The organism is Candidatus Ozemobacteraceae bacterium, assembly GCA_035373905.1.
GTDB lineage: Bacteria > Muiribacteriota > Ozemobacteria > Ozemobacterales > Ozemobacteraceae > MWAR01.
Map to the genome: position 1 here is coordinate 45,093 of DAOSOK010000015.1, position 22,829 is coordinate 67,921.

At 62.3% G+C, this 22,829-nt stretch carries 19 protein-coding genes; 6 read left to right on the plus strand and 13 right to left on the minus strand.

Features of this window, described 5'->3' with window-relative positions:
- Positions 1 to 17 precede the first annotated feature (17 nt).
- The 3 genes from PLU72_09080 to PLU72_09090 form a co-directional block, all read right to left on the minus strand.
- Positions 18 to 4,628, minus strand: a complete 4,611-nt coding sequence (locus PLU72_09080; GenBank protein ID HOT28329.1) for a hypothetical protein — start codon at positions 4,626 to 4,628, stop codon at positions 18 to 20.
- 31 nt (positions 4,629 to 4,659) lie between these two features.
- A complete protein-coding gene (locus PLU72_09085) occupies positions 4,660 to 5,703 on the minus strand; it encodes a hypothetical protein (protein HOT28330.1) in 1,044 nt (347 codons plus the stop codon).
- 324 nt (positions 5,704 to 6,027) lie between these two features.
- Positions 6,028 to 6,729, minus strand: a complete 702-nt coding sequence (locus PLU72_09090) for a hypothetical protein (protein ID HOT28331.1) — start codon at positions 6,727 to 6,729, stop codon at positions 6,028 to 6,030.
- 130 nt (positions 6,730 to 6,859) lie between these two features.
- Between PLU72_09090 and PLU72_09095 the strand changes: the two genes are divergently transcribed.
- Genes PLU72_09095 through PLU72_09120 form a run of 6 tightly spaced genes read left to right on the plus strand, consistent with a single transcriptional unit; the run spans position 6,860 to position 12,652 of the window.
- On the plus strand, positions 6,860 to 7,651 hold the full coding sequence (locus PLU72_09095; GenBank protein ID HOT28332.1) for a prepilin-type N-terminal cleavage/methylation domain-containing protein: 792 nt from the start codon (positions 6,860 to 6,862) through the stop codon (positions 7,649 to 7,651).
- Positions 7,652 to 7,662: 11 nt separating this feature from the next.
- Complete coding sequence (locus PLU72_09100) at positions 7,663 to 8,481, plus strand: hypothetical protein (protein ID HOT28333.1); 819 nt, start codon at positions 7,663 to 7,665, stop codon at positions 8,479 to 8,481.
- On the plus strand, positions 8,478 to 9,224 hold the full coding sequence (locus PLU72_09105; protein HOT28334.1) for a prepilin-type N-terminal cleavage/methylation domain-containing protein: 747 nt from the start codon (positions 8,478 to 8,480) through the stop codon (positions 9,222 to 9,224). Before PLU72_09100 ends, PLU72_09105 begins: the two co-directional genes overlap by 4 nt.
- A gap of 16 nt (positions 9,225 to 9,240) precedes the next feature.
- The gene (locus PLU72_09110; protein ID HOT28335.1) at positions 9,241 to 10,962 is read left to right on the plus strand and encodes an ankyrin repeat domain-containing protein; all 1,722 of its coding nucleotides are present in this window, start codon (positions 9,241 to 9,243) and stop codon (positions 10,960 to 10,962) included.
- Positions 10,959 to 11,525, plus strand: a complete 567-nt coding sequence (locus PLU72_09115; GenBank protein HOT28336.1) for a metal-dependent hydrolase — start codon at positions 10,959 to 10,961, stop codon at positions 11,523 to 11,525. Before PLU72_09110 ends, PLU72_09115 begins: the two co-directional genes overlap by 4 nt.
- Positions 11,522 to 12,652, plus strand: coding sequence for a coproporphyrinogen-III oxidase family protein (locus tag PLU72_09120; GenBank protein ID HOT28337.1), 1,131 nt, complete (start codon positions 11,522 to 11,524; stop codon positions 12,650 to 12,652). Before PLU72_09115 ends, PLU72_09120 begins: the two co-directional genes overlap by 4 nt.
- Here the strand turns inward: PLU72_09120 and PLU72_09125 are convergent.
- The 10 genes from PLU72_09125 to PLU72_09170 form a co-directional block, all read right to left on the minus strand.
- The gene (locus PLU72_09125) at positions 12,633 to 14,033 is read right to left on the minus strand and encodes a deoxyribodipyrimidine photo-lyase (GenBank protein ID HOT28338.1); all 1,401 of its coding nucleotides are present in this window, start codon (positions 14,031 to 14,033) and stop codon (positions 12,633 to 12,635) included. The genes PLU72_09120 and PLU72_09125 overlap by 20 nt on opposite strands.
- Complete coding sequence (locus tag PLU72_09130) at positions 14,030 to 14,881, minus strand: prolipoprotein diacylglyceryl transferase (protein HOT28339.1); 852 nt, start codon at positions 14,879 to 14,881, stop codon at positions 14,030 to 14,032. Before PLU72_09130 ends, PLU72_09125 begins: the two co-directional genes overlap by 4 nt.
- Before the next feature lie 12 nt (positions 14,882 to 14,893).
- Positions 14,894 to 15,631: a hypothetical protein gene (locus PLU72_09135; GenBank protein HOT28340.1), complete on the minus strand. Its 738-nt coding sequence runs from the start codon at positions 15,629 to 15,631 to the stop codon at positions 14,894 to 14,896.
- Between the two features lie 44 nt (positions 15,632 to 15,675).
- Positions 15,676 to 16,299, minus strand: coding sequence for an NAD(P)H-dependent oxidoreductase (locus tag PLU72_09140; GenBank protein ID HOT28341.1), 624 nt, complete (start codon positions 16,297 to 16,299; stop codon positions 15,676 to 15,678).
- Positions 16,300 to 16,327: 28 nt separating this feature from the next.
- Entirely contained in the window at positions 16,328 to 16,783 is a 456-nt protein-coding gene (locus PLU72_09145) for a MarR family transcriptional regulator (protein HOT28342.1), read from the minus strand.
- Positions 16,784 to 16,916: 133 nt separating this feature from the next.
- A complete protein-coding gene (locus PLU72_09150) occupies positions 16,917 to 17,858 on the minus strand; it encodes a hypothetical protein (GenBank protein HOT28343.1) in 942 nt (313 codons plus the stop codon).
- Positions 17,859 to 18,119: 261 nt separating this feature from the next.
- The gene (locus PLU72_09155) at positions 18,120 to 19,109 is read right to left on the minus strand and encodes a hypothetical protein (GenBank protein ID HOT28344.1); all 990 of its coding nucleotides are present in this window, start codon (positions 19,107 to 19,109) and stop codon (positions 18,120 to 18,122) included.
- Between the two features lie 13 nt (positions 19,110 to 19,122).
- On the minus strand, positions 19,123 to 20,112 hold the full coding sequence (locus PLU72_09160) for a hypothetical protein (GenBank protein HOT28345.1): 990 nt from the start codon (positions 20,110 to 20,112) through the stop codon (positions 19,123 to 19,125).
- A gap of 256 nt (positions 20,113 to 20,368) precedes the next feature.
- Complete coding sequence (locus PLU72_09165) at positions 20,369 to 21,616, minus strand: glucodextranase DOMON-like domain-containing protein (protein HOT28346.1); 1,248 nt, start codon at positions 21,614 to 21,616, stop codon at positions 20,369 to 20,371.
- Between the two features lies 1 nt (position 21,617).
- Positions 21,618 to 22,826 carry a carboxypeptidase-like regulatory domain-containing protein gene (locus PLU72_09170; protein HOT28347.1) on the minus strand — a complete coding sequence of 403 codons (1,209 nt, stop codon included), beginning with the start codon at positions 22,824 to 22,826 and terminating at the stop codon, positions 21,618 to 21,620.
- Positions 22,827 to 22,829 lie beyond the last annotated feature (3 nt).

The following is a 22,829-nucleotide window of genomic DNA, read 5'->3' on the forward strand; positions in this document are numbered from 1 at the left end:
ATGGTGTATAGACGTCGTTACTTTTTCCTGCTCGATTCCTCGATGGTCCGGACGTCGATCATGCCGGGTTGCGAAACGGTGAAGGGTACCAGAATTTTCACCTTGTGCCCGGCCCCGTCGACCGTTTCCGCGGTGATGACGTAGGTGTTTCCGGAAAGGCCGCGGCGGAAGATCGACTCGACGGACCCCGCACCGGCGACGGGGGTGTCGGGGTGCGGAATGGAGATCGAGACGGCGGTCTTTCCCGCATTCGCATTGTCGAACCCTTCGCCGACGACCCGCAGGCGAGAATCCGGGCAGACGGACAGCGGAATCGCCCCGGCCTGGACCGGAACTGAGATCGAGTATCCGGCGGGCCGTCCGGCGAACGTTCCGAGATCGTAGATCTCGGTCAGCGAAGCCACCGGGAAGGTCGGCGTCGTCGTCGCAACGGTCGCCTCGAACAGAGTGCTTCCGGCCTGTTTGAGGTTGGACACCTTGACGGATCTTGCAACGAGTCTCGTGGCGGTATCCCGGTATCCGCCCTTCACTTCGATCATCACGTCGAGGTTCATGTCGTCGCTGACGATCAGCCGGATATTCGGCGGTTCGTTATCGGCGATCACCGTCGTGCCGGTCGCAACGCCGGCCGACTGGGGATTCCCGGAGCCGTCGCGAATCGTCGCGATCGGCAGACCGTCGCCGTCGAAATTCGGAGCGCCAGCAGGATCATCGTACAGAGCCCAGTGCTGAACGAACTGGTTCTGGTTGAAGCAGGGAGAATAGAGCGTATTGGCGTTGATCAGGTTGCCGACGGGATCGTTCCGGAGCTGAACCAGGCCGGGGAATGTCGACAACTGCATGGACCAGCTCGACAGATCGACGGCCGCGGTCTTGTATGCCCATGAACGCCCTCCCTGGCTCGTCATCGCCAGGCCTGACGGGAGCGTGTAGGGCCCTGCTGTATTCCAGCCGGTGTAATCGATATCGAGGCCCCCCTCATTCGCGATGTTCAGCGACGGATCCGCGCCTGCTTCCAACACGTAGCGCACTTGAGGATGCCGCCCGCGCTTCCAGTAGTCGTGGGGGTTGTTATCGACCAGCCGGACCCTGATCGCAGAGCTCGGGGACGGATCGCCCGACGCGCCCTGGGCAGGCGGGACGAACTCGGTGACGGCCGGGCCTTCCTTGTCCATGATCCGCAGATACACGCGCTGGTTGAAGTTGGTGCTGTAACTGCGCTCGTGCTGGTCCTCGACCTTGCTGCAGTTGTAACTATTCGTCAGGATATTCGTGTTGTAATTCTTGACCGTGACCTGGCTCCACTGCGCCACCGGATACTTCAGGGCCACGCGCACCTCATACTTGTCCCTGACGTCCGTGTCATCCATGCCGCCGTCGAGCGGCACCGGCAGATACATCCACGGCGTTTCGATCGTGAACTTGAACTTGCGCTGGTTCGGAAGCCGGTTGGTGAAATCCGGCGTCACGACGACACTGCAGGCGCCGGGGTCGAAAAGGCCTCTTCGGGTCGTTCCGATGCCGTCGAGCGTGCCGGAGGCGATCTCCGTGAACCCCTGGTGGGGCGGCGTCGCGCCCTCGTAGAGCATGTGATCGGAATTGGCGAGGGGAACCGTCTGGGTATACGGAGAGGTAGTCCCGTCCGGGTTCAAGATGGAGCTACGAATATATATTCCATACTTTATTCCGGCGAGGTCCTGTTTGAACTCGGCGTTCGACAGAACGGTCCCCCGGGAAACGTCATACTGCATCCCCGAACCGTACATGCTGACGCGATAATGGTTGTCCGTCTGCGCGACCCCGAACGGCCACGGCATGACGCCTCCCATCTGAGAAAAATTGGTCGTCTGGGGGGCCGGGATTTCGGAAAGGAACAGCATGTCGCCGATGACGCGCAGTTTGATCCTGCGACCCTGGTCGGCTTTCGGCGCGCCGCTCGTCCAGCCGCTCGTCAGGTCCGAATACGCCTGAACGTTGGTGACGACCACCGGATGCTCGGGGGTGGGATCGCGTTGCGTATCCACCGTTATCCGAAGCGGCGCGCCCCACTTGTCGTGGCGGGTGCCGTCGTAATACATGCCGCCGCGTGAGTTGCTCCAGGCGAACTTCTCCACGATGGGGGTGCCCCACCAGGAATACGAAGGATATGGCATCTGCGTGAAATCCTGGCACTTGAACTGGATGCCGAGATAGACGGTGAACGTCGCGACCCGACGGCCGCGGAGGTCGGTGTCCTTGAAAACGTAGTTCCAGTTCGGGGTCGTCAGGAGGTTCCCGCCGTTGACGACGCTCGAGTCGATGACCAGTTTCGGATCTGCGGACGGATCGGTATCGTTGAACGCGTCGTCGAGAATGACGTAGCGGAACTTGACCGTCGCGGGATCGATGAGGCCCGCAGGGTCGGAATACCCGCCGGTGAAATAGACCGGCGTATTCGGCTGGACGACGACGCCGCCGTTGTTCGCGACGATCGTCGGCGCGATCGTTCCGTCGACGAAGGGCGGGGCACCGATGTTGACGATCGCGAAGTCGAGAATCGGGGAACTGGCTTCCGACACGAGCTGGAAGTTGTCGTACCGCTGGCCGCGGCAGCCGCAGTTGATGTTATACACCATCTGCGAATAGACTGAGTTTCCGATGAAGAACCCGGCCGTGTTCAGCCATTCGCTGGTGGGATTGCTGCCGATCCAGTAGGTACGTGAGATGCCGTAGGATGTCGAACGGTTGTACTGGTATTTCCACCAGAGATTGTATCCCGAGACCGGCGGAACCCACGGATTGTTTGAGGCAACGATGCGGGGGCTGACATAGGCGCCATATTTTCTCGAGAGAAAATACAGATCTCCCTGGCCCGCCGCCCATTCGTCGTTTCCGACGACGCCGAAGTAATCGGCCGTGGCGTAGGAGGTATTCTTCACCTCGACTCCGAGAATGTGACCGCTGTTTCTGCGAACGGGTGTCGTAGACCCGTTGAAGCCGCGATACGGTTCTCCCGGATTTCCCACCCAGATAAACACCGAGTTTCCAGCCCCGCCGTCCCAGCCGAACTGGTTGTATTCGCCGTATACGTCAGGGTCCTGGTGCCAGATGTTGCCGACCCGCACATGCACGATTTCGCCCGGGATCATTCTCGACGGCGAAGCCGACGGATCGCGTTCGATGGCCATTTCCTGATAGGTGAATTCATCGTTCGCCGTTTTTCCGGACAGCGGAAACCGGTGAGCGATAACGTAGTCCAGTACATAATCGCTGTTGATCGCGGAACCGTTGTTCCGGTCGATGAGATAGTCGGCGCGGTATCCGAAATAGCCTTTTCCGTCGTTATCCACGTGGTCGGGAACGTTGTTGCGATTGTTGTCGGTTATTTCGAGCATGTCGACCGCGTTCTGATTGATTTTGTATACCGGTTCGTATACGATGAGTTCGCTTCCGGAAAGGGCGTTGCGGCACGACAGACCGTACAGGCCGACGGCGTTGTGACCGAGCACCAACGGATTCGGATTGACCCGAATCGTGTTGAGAACGGCTCCGTTGGGGGCGCCGTCCCGGATCTCGACCATCTGACCGGCCGCATCCTCGACGTCGTAATACAAATGGGACAGCGATGTGTTCGTGTTGACGTTATTGGCGACGAAGGTATTGCCGTGGTTGTAATAACTCCGATAGTAGAGCAATGTGTCGGCATAGGCGTTGCCGAGATCCATGCCGACGTCGAAAATTTGGGTCATCTGATTCGGATCGTTCGTCAGGTAGTTCGTCGACTTCGCCTTCTTGACCCGGTTGTTGTCGAGCAGGTAGTTGATGCCCCAGCTCCCGTTCGTGCGGCTGGTGTCCCAGACGTGCTGAAGGGAGTAGCTCCGGGTGGGGTGGTAGACGAGCAGGTCCGACGTATCCGACGTTGCATTCACGCTGATGGACTGAGCCGACCCGCGATCGCCTGACTCGGTCACGTTTTGCCAGCGGTTGCGTTGCGGGCTTGGAGAGGAATAGGCGGAGAACCAAGAATCGAAAATGATGCCGTACCAGGACCAATCATTCGTGATCTTGTATCCGGCCTCGACCAGGGCGTTGTTTTTGAACTCCAGCTTGATGATGACGGGACCGAAATAGTAGAACAGATTGGAAATATACACATAAACGCGCATTTCATCTTTATTTCGGCCCATATACTGGCTGACTGCGATGTCGAACTTGTTGTTGTCGGGATTGTAGGCCGTAAAGTAATCGTCGACGGCCCAGAGAAGTCTCGAAGCGCCGCGGTACAGCTCATACCGCGTCGCACCGCCCAGCGATTTCACGCGCAACGTAATGATGGCGTTGGGATCGCCGGGATACTCGCCGACTCCGAGAGGATCTCCGAGGGGGGTTTTGTTCGAAGTGCGTTCCCCCCAGCCTGCCGTCGGCAGGACGGCGACGCGCTTCGCCTTCGGCGCCAGGAAAATGACGGATTTGTCGGGATTGAACACCGTTTCGATATTCGTGGACGGATCGACCTGGAGAATGAAAACCTTCCCGTTCCGGTTTTCCTTGTAAAAATTGGTTGCACCGACGGCGATGCACACCGGCAGCAGAACAAGCAGCAGAAGAACGAACCAGTGCGGGCAACGGACCATGCTTCGATACGTCATACAGCGCTCCTTGATCATCCAGGATCAGGAATCAGCGGCCGAGCCGCTCGCGAAGAAGGTTCATGATGGCGTTCCGCTCGGCGGCCCTCGTCTTGTAGAGGTCGAGCAGGCGGGCAACGGCATCGGACGTGAGATCGACCGATGTGACGTTGATGCTTCCGGAGAGAACGTGGCGCGTCGCACCCAGAGACAGGAAAGCGCCGGAAAAGGCCTGGCGGTTGTCGTAAAACTCGCTCACCAGCGATTTGAGCATCGCCGGATCCGTGACGCTCTCGAAATGCCCGCCGCAGACGAGTCCGGGCCTCTGCTTCGGGCGCTTTCCCTCGAATGGCATAGGGGTGGATCCCGAAGCCTGGATCAGCGCTTCGATATCGCTCAGCGAGCGGATGTTCCAGCGTTCGAGGATACCGACGGAACCGGGGTCCGGTGGCTGGGGCAGTCCCTCCGTGCCGGGTTTGAAATCCCCCGTCGATGTGTTCAGCACGATCGCGGCGCCGCGCGCCTGTGCGCTCGCCTGGACGGCCCAGAGGACCTCCGTCATGATGCGTTCGAGGTTTTGCCGGGGGATGTCGCCGAGCAGTTTTTCCGGAAATCCGCCGAGAACCCGTTCTGCCAGCGGTGCCAGTAGCTTCCTGTACTCCTCGTTCATCCTCGTCAGTTTGTCGAACTCGGGCCTGGCGACTTTTTTTCCTTCCTGCATCTCGGGCTGATTCCGCATCAGTTCCTCATTCACCCGCCGGACCTGGGCCTCGATGGCTTCTTCCATGGCTTTGATGCGGCGCTGCTCGTCGCGCGTTTCCTTCCATGCCTCGATTCCGGTCGATGTGCCGGGAACACCGACCTGGGAAACGAACTTCCCCGAACGATAGTCAAAATTGCGCATCGCCGGATGGAATGTGATGACCGCGGCGAGATCGACGGCTCCGGCCACAAGGGCCTGGCCGTTCTGCGCCGGCGCCGGGGCCGGGGGGGCGGAAAAACCTATCGGTGGACACGCGACCGTCAGCATGGCGAGAAGAAAATACGCCATCCTGGTTCCGCCCGTCGTGCCGTGTATCCTGCGTGGAAACTTCATCGTTCTCTTTCCTCTCGAGGTGGCTTCATGGTCATCCGACCAGTTCGGTATTTCGAAAAAAATCATCCTGTACAATTATACAGCAATTCTCGGGCCTGGAGAGAATACTCTCCGGGGGGCGACGCAGTGGGGACCAGGCGGTATGTCACGGAGGCGAGCCCGGGAATACGGTCTCTGCGGAGTAAAATGGTTTTTACGCAATTTCAAAAGTTTTTACATTCCTGAGTCTTGCTTTTAGAGCCTCCTGCGTAACAAAAGACCATCGAGTGTTCTCGTTCGTGCCGAGGCTGTCGAAGCACAAGAGCCTCTCGCCCTTCGACAAGTTCAAGGCGAACGGAAGATCTTCATTCTGCAGGACTCGAGAAGAAACCCGTGAAGCCGGACGAGGGCGTCCTTCAACTGGCTGACGGCATGGAACAGTTCATCGGGCCATTCGTCTCGATGCGCCGTGAAAAAGGAAGAAACCCGGCCGAGTTCGCCCGACCAATGGCTGACGGCCTCCAAGGGAGAGTCCGCTGGGACGTTCCAGGCGCTCCTCAACTCTTCGGCAGCGGAGGCAAGGCCGGCGGATTCGACGACAAATCTCTTTTCGTCCCGGTCCCTTGCCGACTCGACAAGGCTCCAGACCCTTCCGGCCAGCTCCGCGAGGGCCGCCGGGCGCGCCGGGAGCCCGAGCGCGGCGAGGCACCGGAGAACGAGCCTGAACTGACGCTGGATGGCCTCGTGGGCTTGAATATATTCACCGGTATTCAACAGATGCTGGATCCGCCAGGTCGTGGAACCCATTTCGGTTCGCAAGCCCCGGGAGGGTATCACCCATGTTTCGAACAGGGCCATCGTCGCGTCATTCCACGTTGAAACGGCATCTCCGGAAGGTTGCCCCGCATTCAGGGCGTCTGACAACGAGGCGATCGCGTGCGCCGCCCTCATCCATGGCATGGCCGCAGGTACGGATGCGGTTTCGGCCTCGAGAAGGGCGATCAGGTCGACATCGCAGGCGAAGCTCCCCTGCGGTCCGAGACTCAAGAATCCCAGTATCGCAGCCAGGAGAAAGACCTGAATTCGCTTGTTCCGGGAATGACCGCCGTTTTTTCCTTGTTTGCCCCTCATTCGCCTATTATAATGAAGGAAGAGAGGGGCGGCAATTTCCGTGCAAATGAAGAACGTCGTTTCGAGATCCGGCATGACGCTGACCGAGGTCATGCTGGCCATGATCATCCTCGCCTCCGCGCTCATCCCGATTTTCGGTCTGCTGACGAAGGACGTGAAAGACACGGACCTTCTCGCGGCCAACTCCTTCGCCGTCGATCGCGCCCGCTTCGTGCTGAACACGCTCCTCGACACCGTCCCGTTTTCCGCGCTCGTTCCGGGAAACCCCGCCATGCTGACCGGCCCCCAGGGCGCCAGTTTCGCGCAGATGCTTTTTCCGGGCTCCGTCATGGCCGCGGGCGGGTATACGTGCAACGGTATCGCAACGGACGGAAGGGGCATCCATTACGCGATCTACCTCCGCTCCGACCCCATCGAGGACACGACGGCAGACACGCAGTTCGGAACGGAGCTGACCTTTTCCTTCTACCCGAACCCACGCCCGGAAGAACAGGCCGGATGGGCGTCGATGGCCGCCGCCGCCGCGGTGACCGAGACCGGCGGCCAGCCGTCGATGTATCGCAAATCGGGGCCGACCAACCCCCTCGGCGTGGTTTCTCCGTATCGGTATTATAATATACCTGGTGCTATACATGTGTGGGGGCCGGCGACCCAACCGGTCGTCATCGATCAGCGGCGTCTCGCCCAGCCCGACTCGTTGGGCAGGTATTATCTGATGCAGCGCCTCGTCCTCCAGATCCGCTGGAACCTCGCATCATCCGAATACAGGCGTCCCGACAGCAATGCGGGACGTCCGCAACGACTGCATGTCGTGACGTACAAGGCAAAACTGGACTGAAGGGAGTGCTGATGAACGGCGGAATTCGGCGACGCGGCATGGCGGTGCTCATCGTGCTGGTCCTGGCTTCGGTCCTTCTCGTTTCGGCCCTGTCGCTCCTGCGCTCCGGCCGAGAGTATCGCAGTCAAGTGACGCGATCGATCCGCGAACTCCAGGTACAGTATATGGCGGCGGGGGCCATCCAGCACGCCGAACTGAAAGTCAGGCTGTTTCCGACGGAGTTGTACGATGCGAGCATGTACAGTCTCGGCAAGAATCCGGCGTTCGATTTTTCGGAAATCACCCCGGCCGAGCGAGCGAACCTGCCTCTCATCCGGCGAAACGAGTATGCTCCTGCGGCCCCCTGCGTCCGCCGCGCCAATCCGTATAACCCCGGTCCGCGCTTCCTGTCGGACGGCACGCTGTCGACCGACAACTCGACGAAATGGTACAAACTCGACGCACTCGATACGGCCGACACGAGCCAGGGGCCCACGTCCTGGTTCCCGTCGGGCTGGCCGCGGGATGAGAACGGCCCGGTTCCCAACCAGGACCTCTACCTCTGGCGGTTTCGACACGACATCACGAATCAACCGAGCATTCAGGGGAGTCTTAACTGGAACGACGCGATGGTCGCCAACCCGTATACGCTCGATATCTCCTCATCGAACCTTTTTCCCTACAGGGCTTCCTACGAAGTCGTGGCCCTCAATGTCATCTCCGTCGCCGGTCAGCGCCGTTTCAACCAGGAAGCCGTTCGCATGGTGGTCGAAGCCTCGATTCTCGATCCGCAGACGGGACTTTCCCACGACCACCGCACGGAGAAAATCATCAAAGTGAGCCGACGATGATGCCGGGCCGCAGAGGGTTCACCCTGGTCGAACTGCTCGTCACGACCGTCGTGCTGTCGTTGTTCCTCGCCGGAGCGTATTCGCTGTTTTTCGGCGGCCAGAAGATCGCGGGAAAATCCGCCTGGCTTCAATACACCATCACCGACCTTCGCAAGGCTGAAATGGTCATCACGAAAGCCATCGAAGCGACTTCATACCCGACGACGCTCCTGCCTTCCGCAATGCACGACGCCGGCGGCCGCGACCAGACGTTGATCGGGCCGAACGCCGCGCAATTTTACGTTCACATCGTCCAGGGGCTCGGCCGGAAATCCGCCTCATCCATTCTCGGCGCCAACTCCGGCGTTTCGATGTACATGCCGCGGGCATTGCCCGAACGGCAGGGCTTCAGCACATCCGAAGACAGGGCTGGCGTGCTCGGCTGGAACATCTTCAAACTCGAACGCTCGCCCGACCTGAATACCCAGGGCAACCTCATCTGGGAAGAACGTGAAACCACGTATTCGACCAGCGCGCCCGACTACGCCATGGCATTGACGGCCGATCCCTTCAACGCCCCCCTGAAACGCAGGGAAGTCCTGGTTCGGAACGTCGAATGGATCGATATCCAGGCCGAAACCACCGGCCATACGCCGACGAAGATCACCGTCGTCATCTCCGCGGCTTACCCGCGCGAGTCGCGGACGAACCGGCAGGGAACCTCCGCCGCCGTTCCGAATGTCGGCATCGTCGCCAATCCGTGAGAGGCCGCGCCACCAGATGAGCCGGTCGCGCTCGGCCCTGATCGCCGTCTGCCTGCTGCTCGCCCCGCCCCTGCTCACATCCTCGTTCGCGGATGCCATCCACGAAGCCGTCCGCAGGGGCGATCTCGATCGCGTCATCGATATCCTGGGCCGACACCCGCGCGTCGTCGAGGACCGCGACACCCTTCGCCCAAGGTCGGAAGGCCTGCCGATGCTCCAGCAGGCCACGCCGCTGCATTTCGCCGCCCAGTCGGGAAATATCTCCATCGTCCGGGCGCTGCTGAACGCCGGCGCGGACGTGAACGCGAGGAATCCGCAGGACATCACGCCCCTTCATCTGGCCGCGTGGGATGGAAACGCCGAAATCGTCTCCCTGCTGCTCGAGCGCGGCGCCGACGTGAATCGCAGAAACCACCGCAACGAAGGCATGTCTGCCCTCGACATCGCGGCCATGACGGGCGCCGCCGACGTCGTTCGCATCCTCATCGAACACGGGGCCGATCCCCGGCTTGGCAGTCCCGTGAGCCGGGTCACGCCCCTGCATCTCGCAACCGCCTGGGATCAGACGCGCGCCGCGGAAGAGTTGGTCCGTGGAGGGGCGGATATCAACGCATGCGATGCGCGGGGGCGCACCCCGCTTCACTGGACCGTCCCGACAGATCGGCCTGCGCCGTCTCGCGACGGACCGCGCCGGGGGGCGGTCGACATGGCCGGTTGGCTGATTTCCCGCGGAGCTCTCGTGAATGCCGGCGACTCCGAAGGGAAAACGCCCCTCGCGATGGCTGTCGCCGCGGGCTTGTCCGATATCGCCGAGATCCTGAAAAAGGCCGGCGGGCTCGACACGCCTGTTCATTTCGAGGAACTGCTGAAATCGACGGACACCGCCCGGATCGCCGACGTCCTGAATCGCGCCCCTCTGCTGGCGAACGCGCCTCTGGCCGGCGGCCGACCGCCCCTTCATGCCGCCGTCGCCGCGGGAAACGCCGACGCCTGTCGCCTGCTCATGGCCGCAGGCGCTGATCCGGCCCGGAAAAACCGGGACGGCGAAACGGCGCTTCACCTGTGCGCGGCCCTCGGGAACGCCGATATTCCCGTCATCATCGCCTCGCCCGCGGATATATTGAATAGTATAAACGAATACGAACAGACGCCGCTCGACGTCGCGCAGGCCTACGGCCACGCGTCGGCGGCGGAAGCCATCCGCCGCCTCGGGGGGCGACCCGGCATCCCTTCCGGGAAAGTGCTGATTCTGCAGCCGGGCGACGAGGTCCAGGTCAAACAGCCGAAATCGAAACAGCGGGTGACGCTTCGTATCGCAAGCAATATATCCAGAATCGTTTTTTCCGAAACGACGCTCGCCAAGTCCGGGCGTCTCTTCGAGGCCCTGAGCCGGCGTGACATGACGGCCGTCCGCCAGACGCTCGAAGACGAACCGCTCGTGTCCAACGTGCCCCAGATCATCGGCAGTATCACGAATGGCATCACGCCCCTGCATCTCGCCGCCGAGTCCGGGGATGCCGCCGCGACGGCCCTCCTCATCATGTTCGGAGCGCGGGTCAACGCGGCGGATCGCCGTGGCAGGACGCCCCTGCACATCGCCGCCGAAAAGGGATACGCCGAAGTGGCGCGTCTTCTCGTCGAACGCGGCGCCGATCCCCGCCGTCCCGACGCATCGGGCTGCACTCCCTTCGAGCTTGCAACGGACCCGGTGCTGTCGGTCTATCTCGAACGACGATGAATATCGTCACGCACGGTCTTCTCAGCTGGTGCATCGCCCAGCGCGTCTGCGGGACGAAACGCGACGCCGCTCTCGCCGCTTCGGCGGGACTTCTCCCCGATCTGGACGGAGCCGGCGCCCTGATCGACATGGTGCGCGGCGGCGAAGCCGTGTATTACTCGGCATTCCATCACATTCTCGGCCACAACGTCCTCGCGGGCATCCTCACGGCATCGGCTCTCGGAGCCTGCGGCGATCGTCGGCTGCGCGTCACCGCGACATCGGCGGGACTTTTCATCCTTCACGTCATCGGCGACGTCGTCGGCTCCCGGGGTCCCGACGGCGAAGCCTGGGCGATCCCCTGGCTGTATCCCTTTGACGGCGCATCGGTTCTCCTCTGGAGCGGACAATGGGAAGTCAATGCTTGGCCTAATATAATAATTACAATCATTTTATTATTCCTCTTTTTCCGGCAGACCCGCGACATGGGCTGGTCGCCGCTTCGGTACGTTTCCGAACGAGCCGATGAAGCGTTCGTTTCGACGCTCCGTAGCCGGTTTCCGCCGTCGGCTCGCACGCCATGATCGACGGCGGCCAGGAGACGACGTTCGGCCCCGGGTTGTATATCCATGTGCCGTTCTGTCTTTCGAAATGCGGCTACTGCGCCTTTTACTCGACCCTCCCGACGCACGATCTCGTCACGGCCTACCTCGCCAGGCTCGAAGACGAGCTTCGCACCGAAATCGATGGACGGATCAGGCCCCGCATGCGGACGGTCTTCATCGGCGGCGGAAATCCCACATCCGTCGGCCCCGGGCATTTCGAAAAGCTGATTCGAATCGTTTCCCGGGCCATTGCCGGCGCCCCCGTCGATGAATGGACGGTCGAGACGAACCCGGAGACCCTGTCGGGGGAAATCGCGGCCGTCCTGCGCGACATTCCGGGACTCCGCCTGAGCATGGGACTTCAGCGTCTGCGGGATGACGAACTCCGGCTTCTCGGGCGTCAGGGCACTCTCTCTTCCGGCCGGGAAGCCCTTGCGCGGGCGCTGTCGCTGACCGGCCGCGTCGGCGTCGATCTGATCCTCGGTCTGCCCGACAGGCCGTCTCTCGCTCCCGGGCTTGCCGATCTCGTCCGCGAATTCCCCCTCGAACACGTTTCCGCGTATTTCCTGACGGTCGAGGAGGGCACCCCGCTCGCCGCGCGCGTCGACGAAGGCGGGTTTCCCGATCCGGCCGACGTCGGCCCCGGCGAATTGTTCGAGGTTGCCGACGCACTCGCGGCCGCAGGCTACGAACAGTACGAAATTTCGAACTTCGCGCGCCCGGGCGGGCGATGCCGCCACAACATGAACTATTGGAACGGCGGTGAGTATGTCGGCGCCGGTCCCTCCGCCGTCGGCACGCGGGCGGGGGTTCGGCGCACGAAGCCTTCCCCGTTGAAACAGTGGCTTTCCGGCGCTCCCGACGCCGTCGAAACGCTCTCGGAGGTAGATCGGTTCCACGAAACGGTCATGCTTCGTCTGCGACTCGTCGGCGACGGCCTCGATCTCGAGGCGCTTGCACGAGCTTTCGGAAAACTGCCTCGAGGGTTTGAAACCGCCATCGACCGGCAGTGCGAGGCGGGTGCGCTCATCCGGAAGGGCAATGTCGTTTCCCTGAGTCGTCAGGGAATCGCCCTCGCGAACAGGGTCATCGCCGACCTTTTCTGACCTTTTTCCCGGGCGAAGCCGGATTTGTTTCTAGCCATGTAGATATATATCTATCGACATCGAATTTTCCTCTGCAGCCGCGATCGTTCATGTACCGGACCGATCCGAAGACGGGCCGCGACTTCCATGGCCGATCATGGACGCCGCCGATGCTCCAGGCGATGCCCGTGTACCCGTTGGGGTCGCGGCCGTCGAGCTCATACCGGTCATTCAGGCGGACCGCCGTTTTCCAGGCTTCCTCGGGGGTTGCGCTCCACTCGAGGAGCTTCTTGCACCAGTACATCCTCAGGTAGCCGTGCATCGAGCCGGAGACGCGCATCTCTGTTTGAGCCGCGTTCCAAAGCGGATCGTGCGTGGCGGCGCCGTCGAACATTTCGTATTCGTAGAGACGATCGCGCACATCGCCCCTGTGCTCGCCGAGCGTCCGCATCGCCCAGGCGGGGGTCGCCTCGAAGGAATCGTAGTTCGGCTCGTACAGGCAGAAATTGTCGGCCAGTTCGCGCCGTATCACAAGCTGTTCGAGAAAAGCCGCCCGGTCTTCGTCCGGGACGTCCGCCGCCCGGGAGACCTCCAGGGCGGCCCGCTGGGGGGCGAGGTGACCGAAATGCAGCCAGGGGGAAAGCCTCGACTGCCCGTCGAGATTGGGATCGTTGCGGGCGCCGGCGTATCCGCGCAGACGGTGCGCCAGAAAATTCTTCAGGGCCGTCTCGGCGCCGCATTCCCCGGGCAGTATGCCGTGGACCACACCGACGGATTCATCACAGGAAAGACGTGCGGACACGGCCTCCCAGTCGACCGGGGCCGGCAGGGGGGCGTTCCCGGGCAGGGCTTCGAGGGGCGGAAAATCCGTCAGGAAGGCGGGAAGCAGCCGCATGATCTTCGGGCGGAGGGTCGCCGCAGCCCACTCGCGTTTGTCGGACGCCTGCCGGCAGGGAACGATATTGTGCGCATCGACCTCGACGAAAGGAATAGAGAGAGCTTTGGATATTCGAACGCGCCATTCGCGTTTCGGCCTGAGGGGATCGAAATCGGTGACGAGCTCGGCAGCATCGGCGTCGCGGAGAAAGGCCGGAAGGGTTTCCACCGGATCGCCCTCGAGCAGGTGGAACGGGATCTGGAGCCGTCTGAGATCCCGCTCGACCTCGCGCAGACCACGGAGCAGAAAATCGTATGCACGCCTGGTCGCACCGAGGAACGTCGGAGCGAGGCAGAAAACGACCGCCAGGCCGCAGTCGCGCCAGGCCGCATCTTCCCGGGCGGCGAGCAGGGCCCAGTTGTCCTTCACGCGCTGGTCGCGCGACATCCAGTAGACGACGGGACCTCGCCCGGGACTTCCTTCGCGGAGGAGTCGGCGGCGACGCGCGTCGATGCCCGTCTTCACGAGACTGGCGCGGAGGAGCCGGGCGACACCGACGTCTGCGAAGCGCCGGAAGCGGCCCGGATGAACACGGCCGAGCCAACGGCGAAGATGGCGATGCTCAACCACTGGTCGCTGGTCAGACCGAGCCAGGAGGGCGGATTCAGCCTGATGAACTCGACGAGGAATCGGGAAACGCCGAACCAGCAGAAGAAGAACGCCAGTCGTCGCCCGGACCCGGCGCGCCAGAAGGGAAGCAAGAGAATTCCCAGTAATATGAAGTGCGATATAGATTCATACAGGGGGGTCGGGTGGACGCCGATATCGACAGGCACGGGGTGTCCGGGGAACAGGCGCAGAAAATACGAGGTCAACAGGTGATTCTTCGCGCTGAGCGTCGGTACGAGGCCGTTCGGAAAATGCATGGCGCAGGCGGAAAACGTCGGAATCCCGTAGCAGCCGTCTCCTGCGGCGATACAGCCCAGCCGCCCGACGGCATAGCCGGCGCTCATTCCCGGCGCGGTCAGGTCGGCGGTCCGGAAGAACGGTTCTCCGGCGGCATGCACGCGCCACCAGCAGAGGCCGAACGCGAGGACGTAACCTCCGATGACAGAAAAACCGGTCGAGCCGAACAGGGTGGCGAGGGGCGCCCTCAAGAACTGCTCGGGGAGTTCGATGATATACAGGATCCGCGATCCCACGAGGCCGCCGACGATCGCCAGCAGGTAGATGTCCCACGCCAGAGCCGGATCCGCGCCGTTTTTGCGGAATTCGCGATTCGTGAAGAAGATCGCCGCGAGAAACGCCAGCGCGAGAAGAACGCCGTACGAGCCGATACGAATCGGGCCATATTGAAAGAGGATCGGGTGCATGGGCCCAGAATATCACACACCTGCTATCATAGGGGTATGGAAGGCGCAAAAAACGCTCCCGTGGTCGACGTGCGCTTCTTCGGGGAACTGGAGGATTTCCTTCCGCCCGGGAAGCGCGGCTCCGACCTGTCCGTCGAACTCGCCGGCTCGCCCGCCGTGAAGGACGTGATAGAGGGGCTGGGAGTCCCGCATCCGGAAATCGACGCCGTCACGATCAACGGCAGGAACGCGACGTTCGGAAGCCGCCTCGCACCTGGCGACCGCGTCGAGGTTTTCCCGGACGAGCGCGACGGCGACAGGGGGCGTCAGGGCGGGCTGAAGCCGCCGTTCGATCCAGCGCGGGGATTCATTCTCGACGTGCATCTCGGCAAACTGGCCCGCTGGCTGAGGTTGCTGGGATTCGATGCAATGTATAGAAATGACTATTCGGATCACGAGATCGTCGAGACGGCGGCGGCCCGGGGCAGGTTCATCCTGACGTGCGACATCAGGCTGCTCATGCACGGCGCCGTTCGTGGCGGCCGGTGGATACGGGAGCGACAGCCGCGTCGACAACTCAGGGAAGTCGTTGGACGGCTGTCGCTGAGGAGCCATTTCGCCCCGTTTACGCGCTGCATGCTGTGCAACGGTCTGCTGGAGGCCGTTGCGCGAGACGCTGTCCTGGATCGCGTTCCGCCGCGCGCCGCGGAACGATACGACCTGTTCGCCAGATGCGAGGACTGCGGGAAGGTCTACTGGGAGGGCTCCCACATGGGGGCATGCAGTCTCTCATCGATCTCGCGAGCGTCGGATGATCAGAAGGTCAGACGTCCCGCCGTGGCGAGCGCATCGTCGAGACGCTTCTGCGCGGCTTCGGGGCCGCCGGCCAGCGTCGGCTGGATGTTGATGAAGGTCGGATCTTTCAGGCCGATGAAGCCCAGCATCGTCTTCAGGGTCGGCACGACGAGATCCATCGCTTCGCCGCCGCTTCCGGGGCCGTAATCTCCGCCGCGTGCCGTGACGACGACGACGCGCTTGTCGCCGGCCAAACCTTCCACGCCGTTCGCCGTGTATCTGAACAGGTAGCGGGGCTGGAGGATGACATCGAAGTAATGCTTGAGAACGTAGGGGATCCCGAAGTTCCACATCGGGCTGTCGATGACGACCACGTCGGCTGCCTTGAACCGCTCGATATGGGCCTCTACCGGTTTCCAGGCGGGCCGGGTCTCTTCGTCGAGTTCCTTTCCGCTGAGCAGGCGATATTTATTGTTCACGGTATTCAACGTGAGGCGCGGAAGTTCCTCGGCGAACAGATCCAGCGTATCGACCTTGCCGTCGGGATGCTGCCGGCGAAACTGCTCGACGACGGCGGTTCCGACGCGCTGGGAGAACGAAGCCTCGCCGCGCGGGCTGGCGATGATGTGAAGCAGGGTTTTCATGGTTATCCTCCTGTCTGGTGATTCTGTTTCAATGTGTATCTTGTTTCAGGCCGAGCTTTTTGCACAGGCGGGCGAGCTCGATTTGCTCTTCGGCCGTCAGCACGGACATTTCGGAGACAATCAGTTCCGCATGGGGCGGCAGCAGCCGCTCGATCAGATCGCGCCCCTGCCGGGTCAGGGCGACCCTCTTCACGCGCCGGTCATTCAGGCCGGATCGGCGCTCGACCAGGCCGTCGCGCTCGAGATTGTCGATGACGAGCGTCAGGTTGCCGGCGGTCTTGAGGATCTTGCGCCCGAGCTCGCCGGGACTCAGGGGACCGAGATGATACAGCGCTTCGAGAACGCCGAATCGGCTTTCCGTCAGCCCGGCCGTCGATATGACCTCCCGCGTGCGCCTCGACACCGCGTCGGCCGCCCGCAACAGTTTGATGAAAGCGTCGAGCGCCCGCGTCTCTTCACGCGTTCCCCTGTAGTGCGTACCCATCGCGAAACTCCTTTAATATCAAAATATTCAATATTAAAGTTATGTCAAGGGAATTCGTATCCGACCGCTGAAAACGCGCATCGCCGCCGGTCGAATTCCGGCGGCGACGCTCGCTCGAACGTTTCTTCGGGGGTCAGTTCGAGTTCGTGACGACGATGCCCGTTACCTGGGTCGTGGAAACCGTCTCGATTTCGAGTTCGGTTCCGGCGGGAAGAACCGCATCCTGACCCTTCACGAAAGCGCCCCCGACGAGGCCGACCGGCCCCATCGCGAGATACCCGAGCACCGACGCGCCGGCAGCCATGCCCAGTTTCTTCCGGTCGAGTTCGCTGCGGGCGAAACCGGTGATCTTCACCGGAATTCCCGTCGAGTCGATGCCGGGAATGTCATTCACCAGCAGTTTGATGAAGCCCGAACGGCCGAACCGGCCTCCGCGCCGCACTTTCTCGACTTCGCCGACGACGGGGGCGCCGCGGCTGACGACCAGGACGGAGCGGTCGATAACCAGGTCTCCGGCGAGGGCCAGCGATACCGGGTCGCCTTCCTTCACGGTCGCGCTCGAGATGGGGGCGGTGAGCTTGACGCGAAACACCGTTCCGGCGGGGATTTTCACCGGGTGCAGCGAGATGATGCCGCTGTCGAGCGTCATCTGCATGAGTTGTTCCACGCGGAACGCAAGGGGTTCGGATGACGTCCGCCCCGCGATCGACGTATCGAGCGCCTTGATCCGCTCGGCGAGCTTGCCGCCGCGCGTCTCCTGAAACACCTTCCACTCGAGGAAGTTGAGCTTCATGTCGAGCGAGGGCGTGCCTTCCGAGCCCTTGAACACCAGGGAGACCAGGTTCGCCGCCCGGTGAGCGGCCGAGCGGCCCATGCGACGGCCGAGCAGATCGGTTTCGAGCTTGCCGAGGCGAGTTGCGGCGTCGCCGGCCTGGACTTCGCCGTACACGTAGCGTTCGAGCCGTTCGATGCTGCGCGTTTCGACCGTCGCCGCCGTTTCGGCCGCCATGCCGGGCATCAGCGATGCGACAAACACCAGCAGAACGATCAGAATCTTTGAAACAGATTGAGGCATGCTGCAGACCTCCGCAGAGTAGAGGGGCTGTGCTCGGGCTGCGCGCAAGCTGCCCGGACCCGGCACGTGCGAACCACGTCCGGCGGCCCCAAGGATATCAGGAATCGTGCCGCGCCGCCACCCCGGGAAATCTGTCCCGCAATGCCAAGGCAAGCTGTCGAATTCCGCAGAATGAACGCCGTTCGTCAGCCCCGAATTTGTCGAAAGGCGAAAGACACTCGTGCTTCGACAGGCGCGGCACGAACGGGAGCGAAACTGCCCTTACGGGGCTTTCGGGGTTCTGCCGCGTTTTCCCGTCGCAGACTTGTCGCCGCCCTTTTCTTTCTTTCCGGCCTTTGGAAGCAGGCCGGACGGGGCTGGGCGGTTTCCGTGAACGATCATGATGTCGCGCCCGCCGAGCGGTTCTTCTGCGAGCATCCGGCTGAACGCCAGGAACAGGCCGGCTTCCTGCTGAAGCACTCGGACGTCCCGGCGCGCCGTCGGGGCGAGAAGTGCTTCGATATACGCCACCTGCCCTTCGCCGAGGCCCTGCGCCGCCTCCTCGATGTTTTCCGTGAATCTGACGACCGGCCGGCTGAACCGGTCGGGGCCGGGAACCAGCCCTTCCTGAAACAGCAGTTCGCCGGTTTCGGAGAAAAAGCGAGGGAAGAGCGACGGCTCGAACGCCGTGCGACGCAGATCGATGATGACGCGCCTGAGCGCCTCGCCGGTAGCCGATGCCGTATCCGCCGCCAGCTCGGTTGCCGATGCGATCGAGGTCCACGAAGCCAGAAACGCTTTCGGTTCCTGCGGTCGCGGCCGCAGCGCCGCCAGATACAAGGCCGTCCGCAGGCTCATCTTGCCCGCGAAGGGCAACTCCATACGGCATCTGACGAGGCCGGTCATGTCTGGGTCGTAGAACACCGGGTCGGTTTCGAGGAGCACCTGACCCAGCCGTTCCTTGAGAGCCGCGTTTCCGGCGATGGCGGACCTGACGGTCAACCCCTCCATCAGAGGAACGTCGAGGACCGCCGCGTAGGCATGGTGCATCGCATCCATCCAGGCGCGCGCCTTTTCCTCCTCCTGGGACGTCGTCGGTTCCCAGGGTTGTCCGGCGATACCCCATGCCGTCACGGCCTGGCGGCCGAAATCCACCGTCATCGTCGACACGGCAGGCAGATCGAGCGCTTCCGCCCCGGCGCTCCAGAGAAAACAAAGCGCCAGCAGGATGCCGGCGCAGCGTAGTATGCGCTTAGATATATATCGCGTCATGCCGCCCCTTCCGTCAGTCGAAGGTCATGTGGCCGCCCACATAATGCTCCTGGACGACGTCGCCGGCGTAATACGCGTAGTCGAGACGAACGTTGGGCAGCACGTGCATGCCGAATCCCACGGTCAGGGTGCCGTTCCACGAGCCGACGCGCATGGTCAGGTCGTTCTCGATGAACTTCTTTTCGACGCCGACCCGGTACTGCTGTTCGTTCGTGCGATCGGAGTTCGTGATGTTCGTGGCGTCGGCCGAAACGATCGTTCCCTTGGTGAGCGTCAGAGAGCCGCCGAGGTTGAGACTCACGCCGTCGCGATTGTTGCCCACGCCGTCGACGCGCTGGACGAGGTTGTCGACCGTGAGACCGCCCGTGATGCGGTCGTTGTAGTGATACATGAAGCCGAGCCCCATCGACTGGGTATCGCGCTTGGCATGCGTGCCGAGCGTCTTGATCCAGCGGTCCGCCGCCGTCGCGCGAAGCTTGATGCCGCCGTACAGCTGCTCGCGGGCCAGCATCCGCCGGGCGATCGGGAAACGCGTTCCGAAGCCGATCTGCAGGTCCTCGACCTCGCGCTTGACGCCGAGAAACTCGCCGCCGACACGCTGGCCAAAGCCCACGTCGCGGTTGTCCTGCGAATAGGCCACGCCGTAGCTGTATTTCGGACGGCGGGCGACCGGTTCTTCGAGGACGTTGTGTTCGAGATAATCCGTGATGGAGAAGGTGTCCTTCTCGTCGTCCTCGTAGATGTGGCCGGTGAAGGCGACCGACGTCCAGTTGAAGTCGTCGCGTTCGTTCACCTTCATCTGGAACGATGCCTCGCGGCCCTGGATCTGCGACAGGCCGGCGGGGTTGTAGTAGGCCGCCGATTCGTCGTCGGACACGCCGAGGAAAGCTCCGCCCATGCCGCGTGCGCGCGCGGACTGCGCCGAAGCGGGAGCCGCGAAGGCGCAGAGCAGCATCATACAGAGGATCATCGCCGTCAGGCGGATGGTTGCGTGTTGTTTCATGAGCTACCTCCTCAGGCAGGTCGGGTGCGGAAACGCCTCTTGATACATGACACCTCGTCTCTTTCTTCGTCACATTCGTGAAAAAAAATGAGGGTCTATCTGTTTTTCATCACGAGATCGGCGCCCTATCCCGAGTGATTTTGTTGTTTCGCGGCGGAAAGGTCTCTATGGCTCTGCGGGATGCGGCCTTGGGGGGCGATGATTCGCGCGTGATCCTGGCGGGCGCGGGCAGAACGCCGGGCGGCCGCCGGCCGGCTCAATCGCCGGTCGCGGGCGGGGCCTTGCGGATCGGCATGAAGCCGGTCGGCATGTCGGACGTCTTCTTCAGCGGCTGGAACGAGCCGCCGGTCGGGGCGGTCGTTCCGGTCTTCGCGGTTCCCGTGGCCGGCGCAGCCTTGCGGATCGGCAGGAAGCCGTCCGTCGACGTCGAGCCATCGGCAGGGCCGTTCTTCGCCGGCTTCGGCGGCGCGACAACGGGCTTTTTCACGGGCGCGGAAACGTCGTCTGGCAGGATCAGCGCGGGAGGCTGCGTCTGCGGGGTCGGGGGCCTGACGGCCGGCGGTTCGGCCAGAATCGCGGGCCCCTTTCCGGTTGTCCCGGTGGCGGTCGCCGGTTTTTCCCGTCCGTAGACGAAGGGAATCATCGCATACTCGATCTCGCCACGGTAGGGCTCGGATCGGTAGGCCTTGAGAAGTTCGTATTGCCTGCGATCGGCATCCTCGGAATCCCCCGGCACGATCATGTCGATTACGGGCGGATCGCCGTAGGTGTCCCAGCCGCCGCCGAAATCCTTCGGCGTCGCGAACGCCTTCACGTCCATGTTCAGGAGACGGTTCGGAGAAACGACCCGCGAGAACCCCATGGCGAGACACTGGAAGCCCCAGTCGGGCCCCGGTTTTGCGCCGAGCAGTTCCTTGCTGATTCTGACGATGATCCGGTCGCGCTGCACCTGCACGTAGTCGGGCAGGATGATATCGGGCACCATATCCTGAAACCCGATCTCGTCTGTTTTATCCTTAATGATATTATATGCATAGAACTGCGAGAGAGGGGTGACGAGCACCACCTTTTCCCACCCCATTCCGTCGGAGAACAGCAGGTCGCGTCCCGGAAGCGCCTTGTTCCAACCCGAACCGCGCTTGCGGTCGGTGTCGATGTAGATGTCGAAAGAGTTCACGACGAACCCCTGTTCCTCGCCGTCCCCGCGACGGCCGGATTGGAGCGCGGTCTTGATGTATTCGCGCATCTGAATCGAAAAGACGACCACGTCGCCCTCTTCGTAAACGGTGAATCGTTTCAGGTCGAACGTTCCGCGCCGGATACTCTTGTCGAGGGGATACGTGTAATACCCGGGCCCGCGGTCGTCGGCGACCGGGTCGCGTACGTCGATCAGGGGCGAACTCTCCCCGTAGTAGTTCACCGGCGGCTGTGACGCCGCGGCCCCACCTGGTGCGATGCCGACCGCAACCGCGAACAGGGCCGTGAGCAGGAAACGGCGCATCATCTCACTTCACCAGCAGGATCGAATACTGGGAGTCGCCCGACTCCTCGTAGGGATCGCGGACCTGCGACGTCGCGGTGACGTTGAACGCATACTTGTGATACCCCGGGGCGACGCCCGTCTTTACGAGCGTGTAGACGCCGTCGCCGGCCGTCGCGTCGCCGTGGGTGCCGTCGTCGTAGAGCGACTGCGGCTGCCAGTTGGTGAAGTCGGCGACGACGGTCGGATTCGTGACCGTCTGGAAGTCGGACTTGATCAGCATGAACGTCGCCTCGCCGGCCGCCTTGGCCGACAGAGTGACGGTCGGTACCTCGTAGATCGGCGTCGTGCTCAGGTCGACCGGGATGACCCTGATATGGAAGCTCGGGCTGCGGAACGCGAGATACTCGCGGCCGTTGCCTTCCATCGGGATCGAAAAATATCCATCACTATTTACATTCATCTTCCGGGCGCCCATCTTGGTGCCCAGGACGACTTCGGAGTAGTTCACGCCGGTCAGCGACGAGGAAACGTAGCCGCGGGCGAGCTTCATCGCCGGTTCCGGAACGATGATCTCGGAGTTGCCGATGCGCTCGTTTTCGTGGTGCGGGTCCTTCTTCGCGTCGCGCTCCTTGATCTCGTCCTTGTCTTCATCATCGGAATCCTCGGGGGCCTTCCCCGTATAGAGCAGCGTATACAACTGTGACCCCGTCGGCAGATTCCGCAGACGCAGCGTGTAGATGCCGTCTCCGGCATACTTGTCGCCGCCCGAACCGTCGTCGGTCATCGCGACGGTGTCGGTCGCCCATTTCGGGTTGATGCTCTTGATCTTGAAATTCGTCGCGCCCGGGAAATCGACGGTCGTGGCGATCCACTTCGCCTCGCCGGTGATCTTTTCCGACAGGCTGATGTCTGATGCCGTCACGGTTTCCTCGAGGATGGCGTCCACCCAGATGAAATCGACGTCGAAATTCGCTCCGCGGGCCACGAGCAGATACCGGCCCGCCCGGGTGAACTCGAGTTTATACTCGCCCTTCTCGTTCACGTAGGATTTCACGTTGGGGTTCCCGGCAACCGTGACCCGGATGCCGAGGGGCGTCTGGCCGGCCGGCACGACCACCTTGCCTTTCACCGTCGCGACGGGAATGACCAGCGCCTCCTGGATGCAGCCGGTCGAAAGCATCGCCGCCGCCAGGAGCAGGAAAAACAGAAGTGCACGTGCTCGTCGTTTCATCGT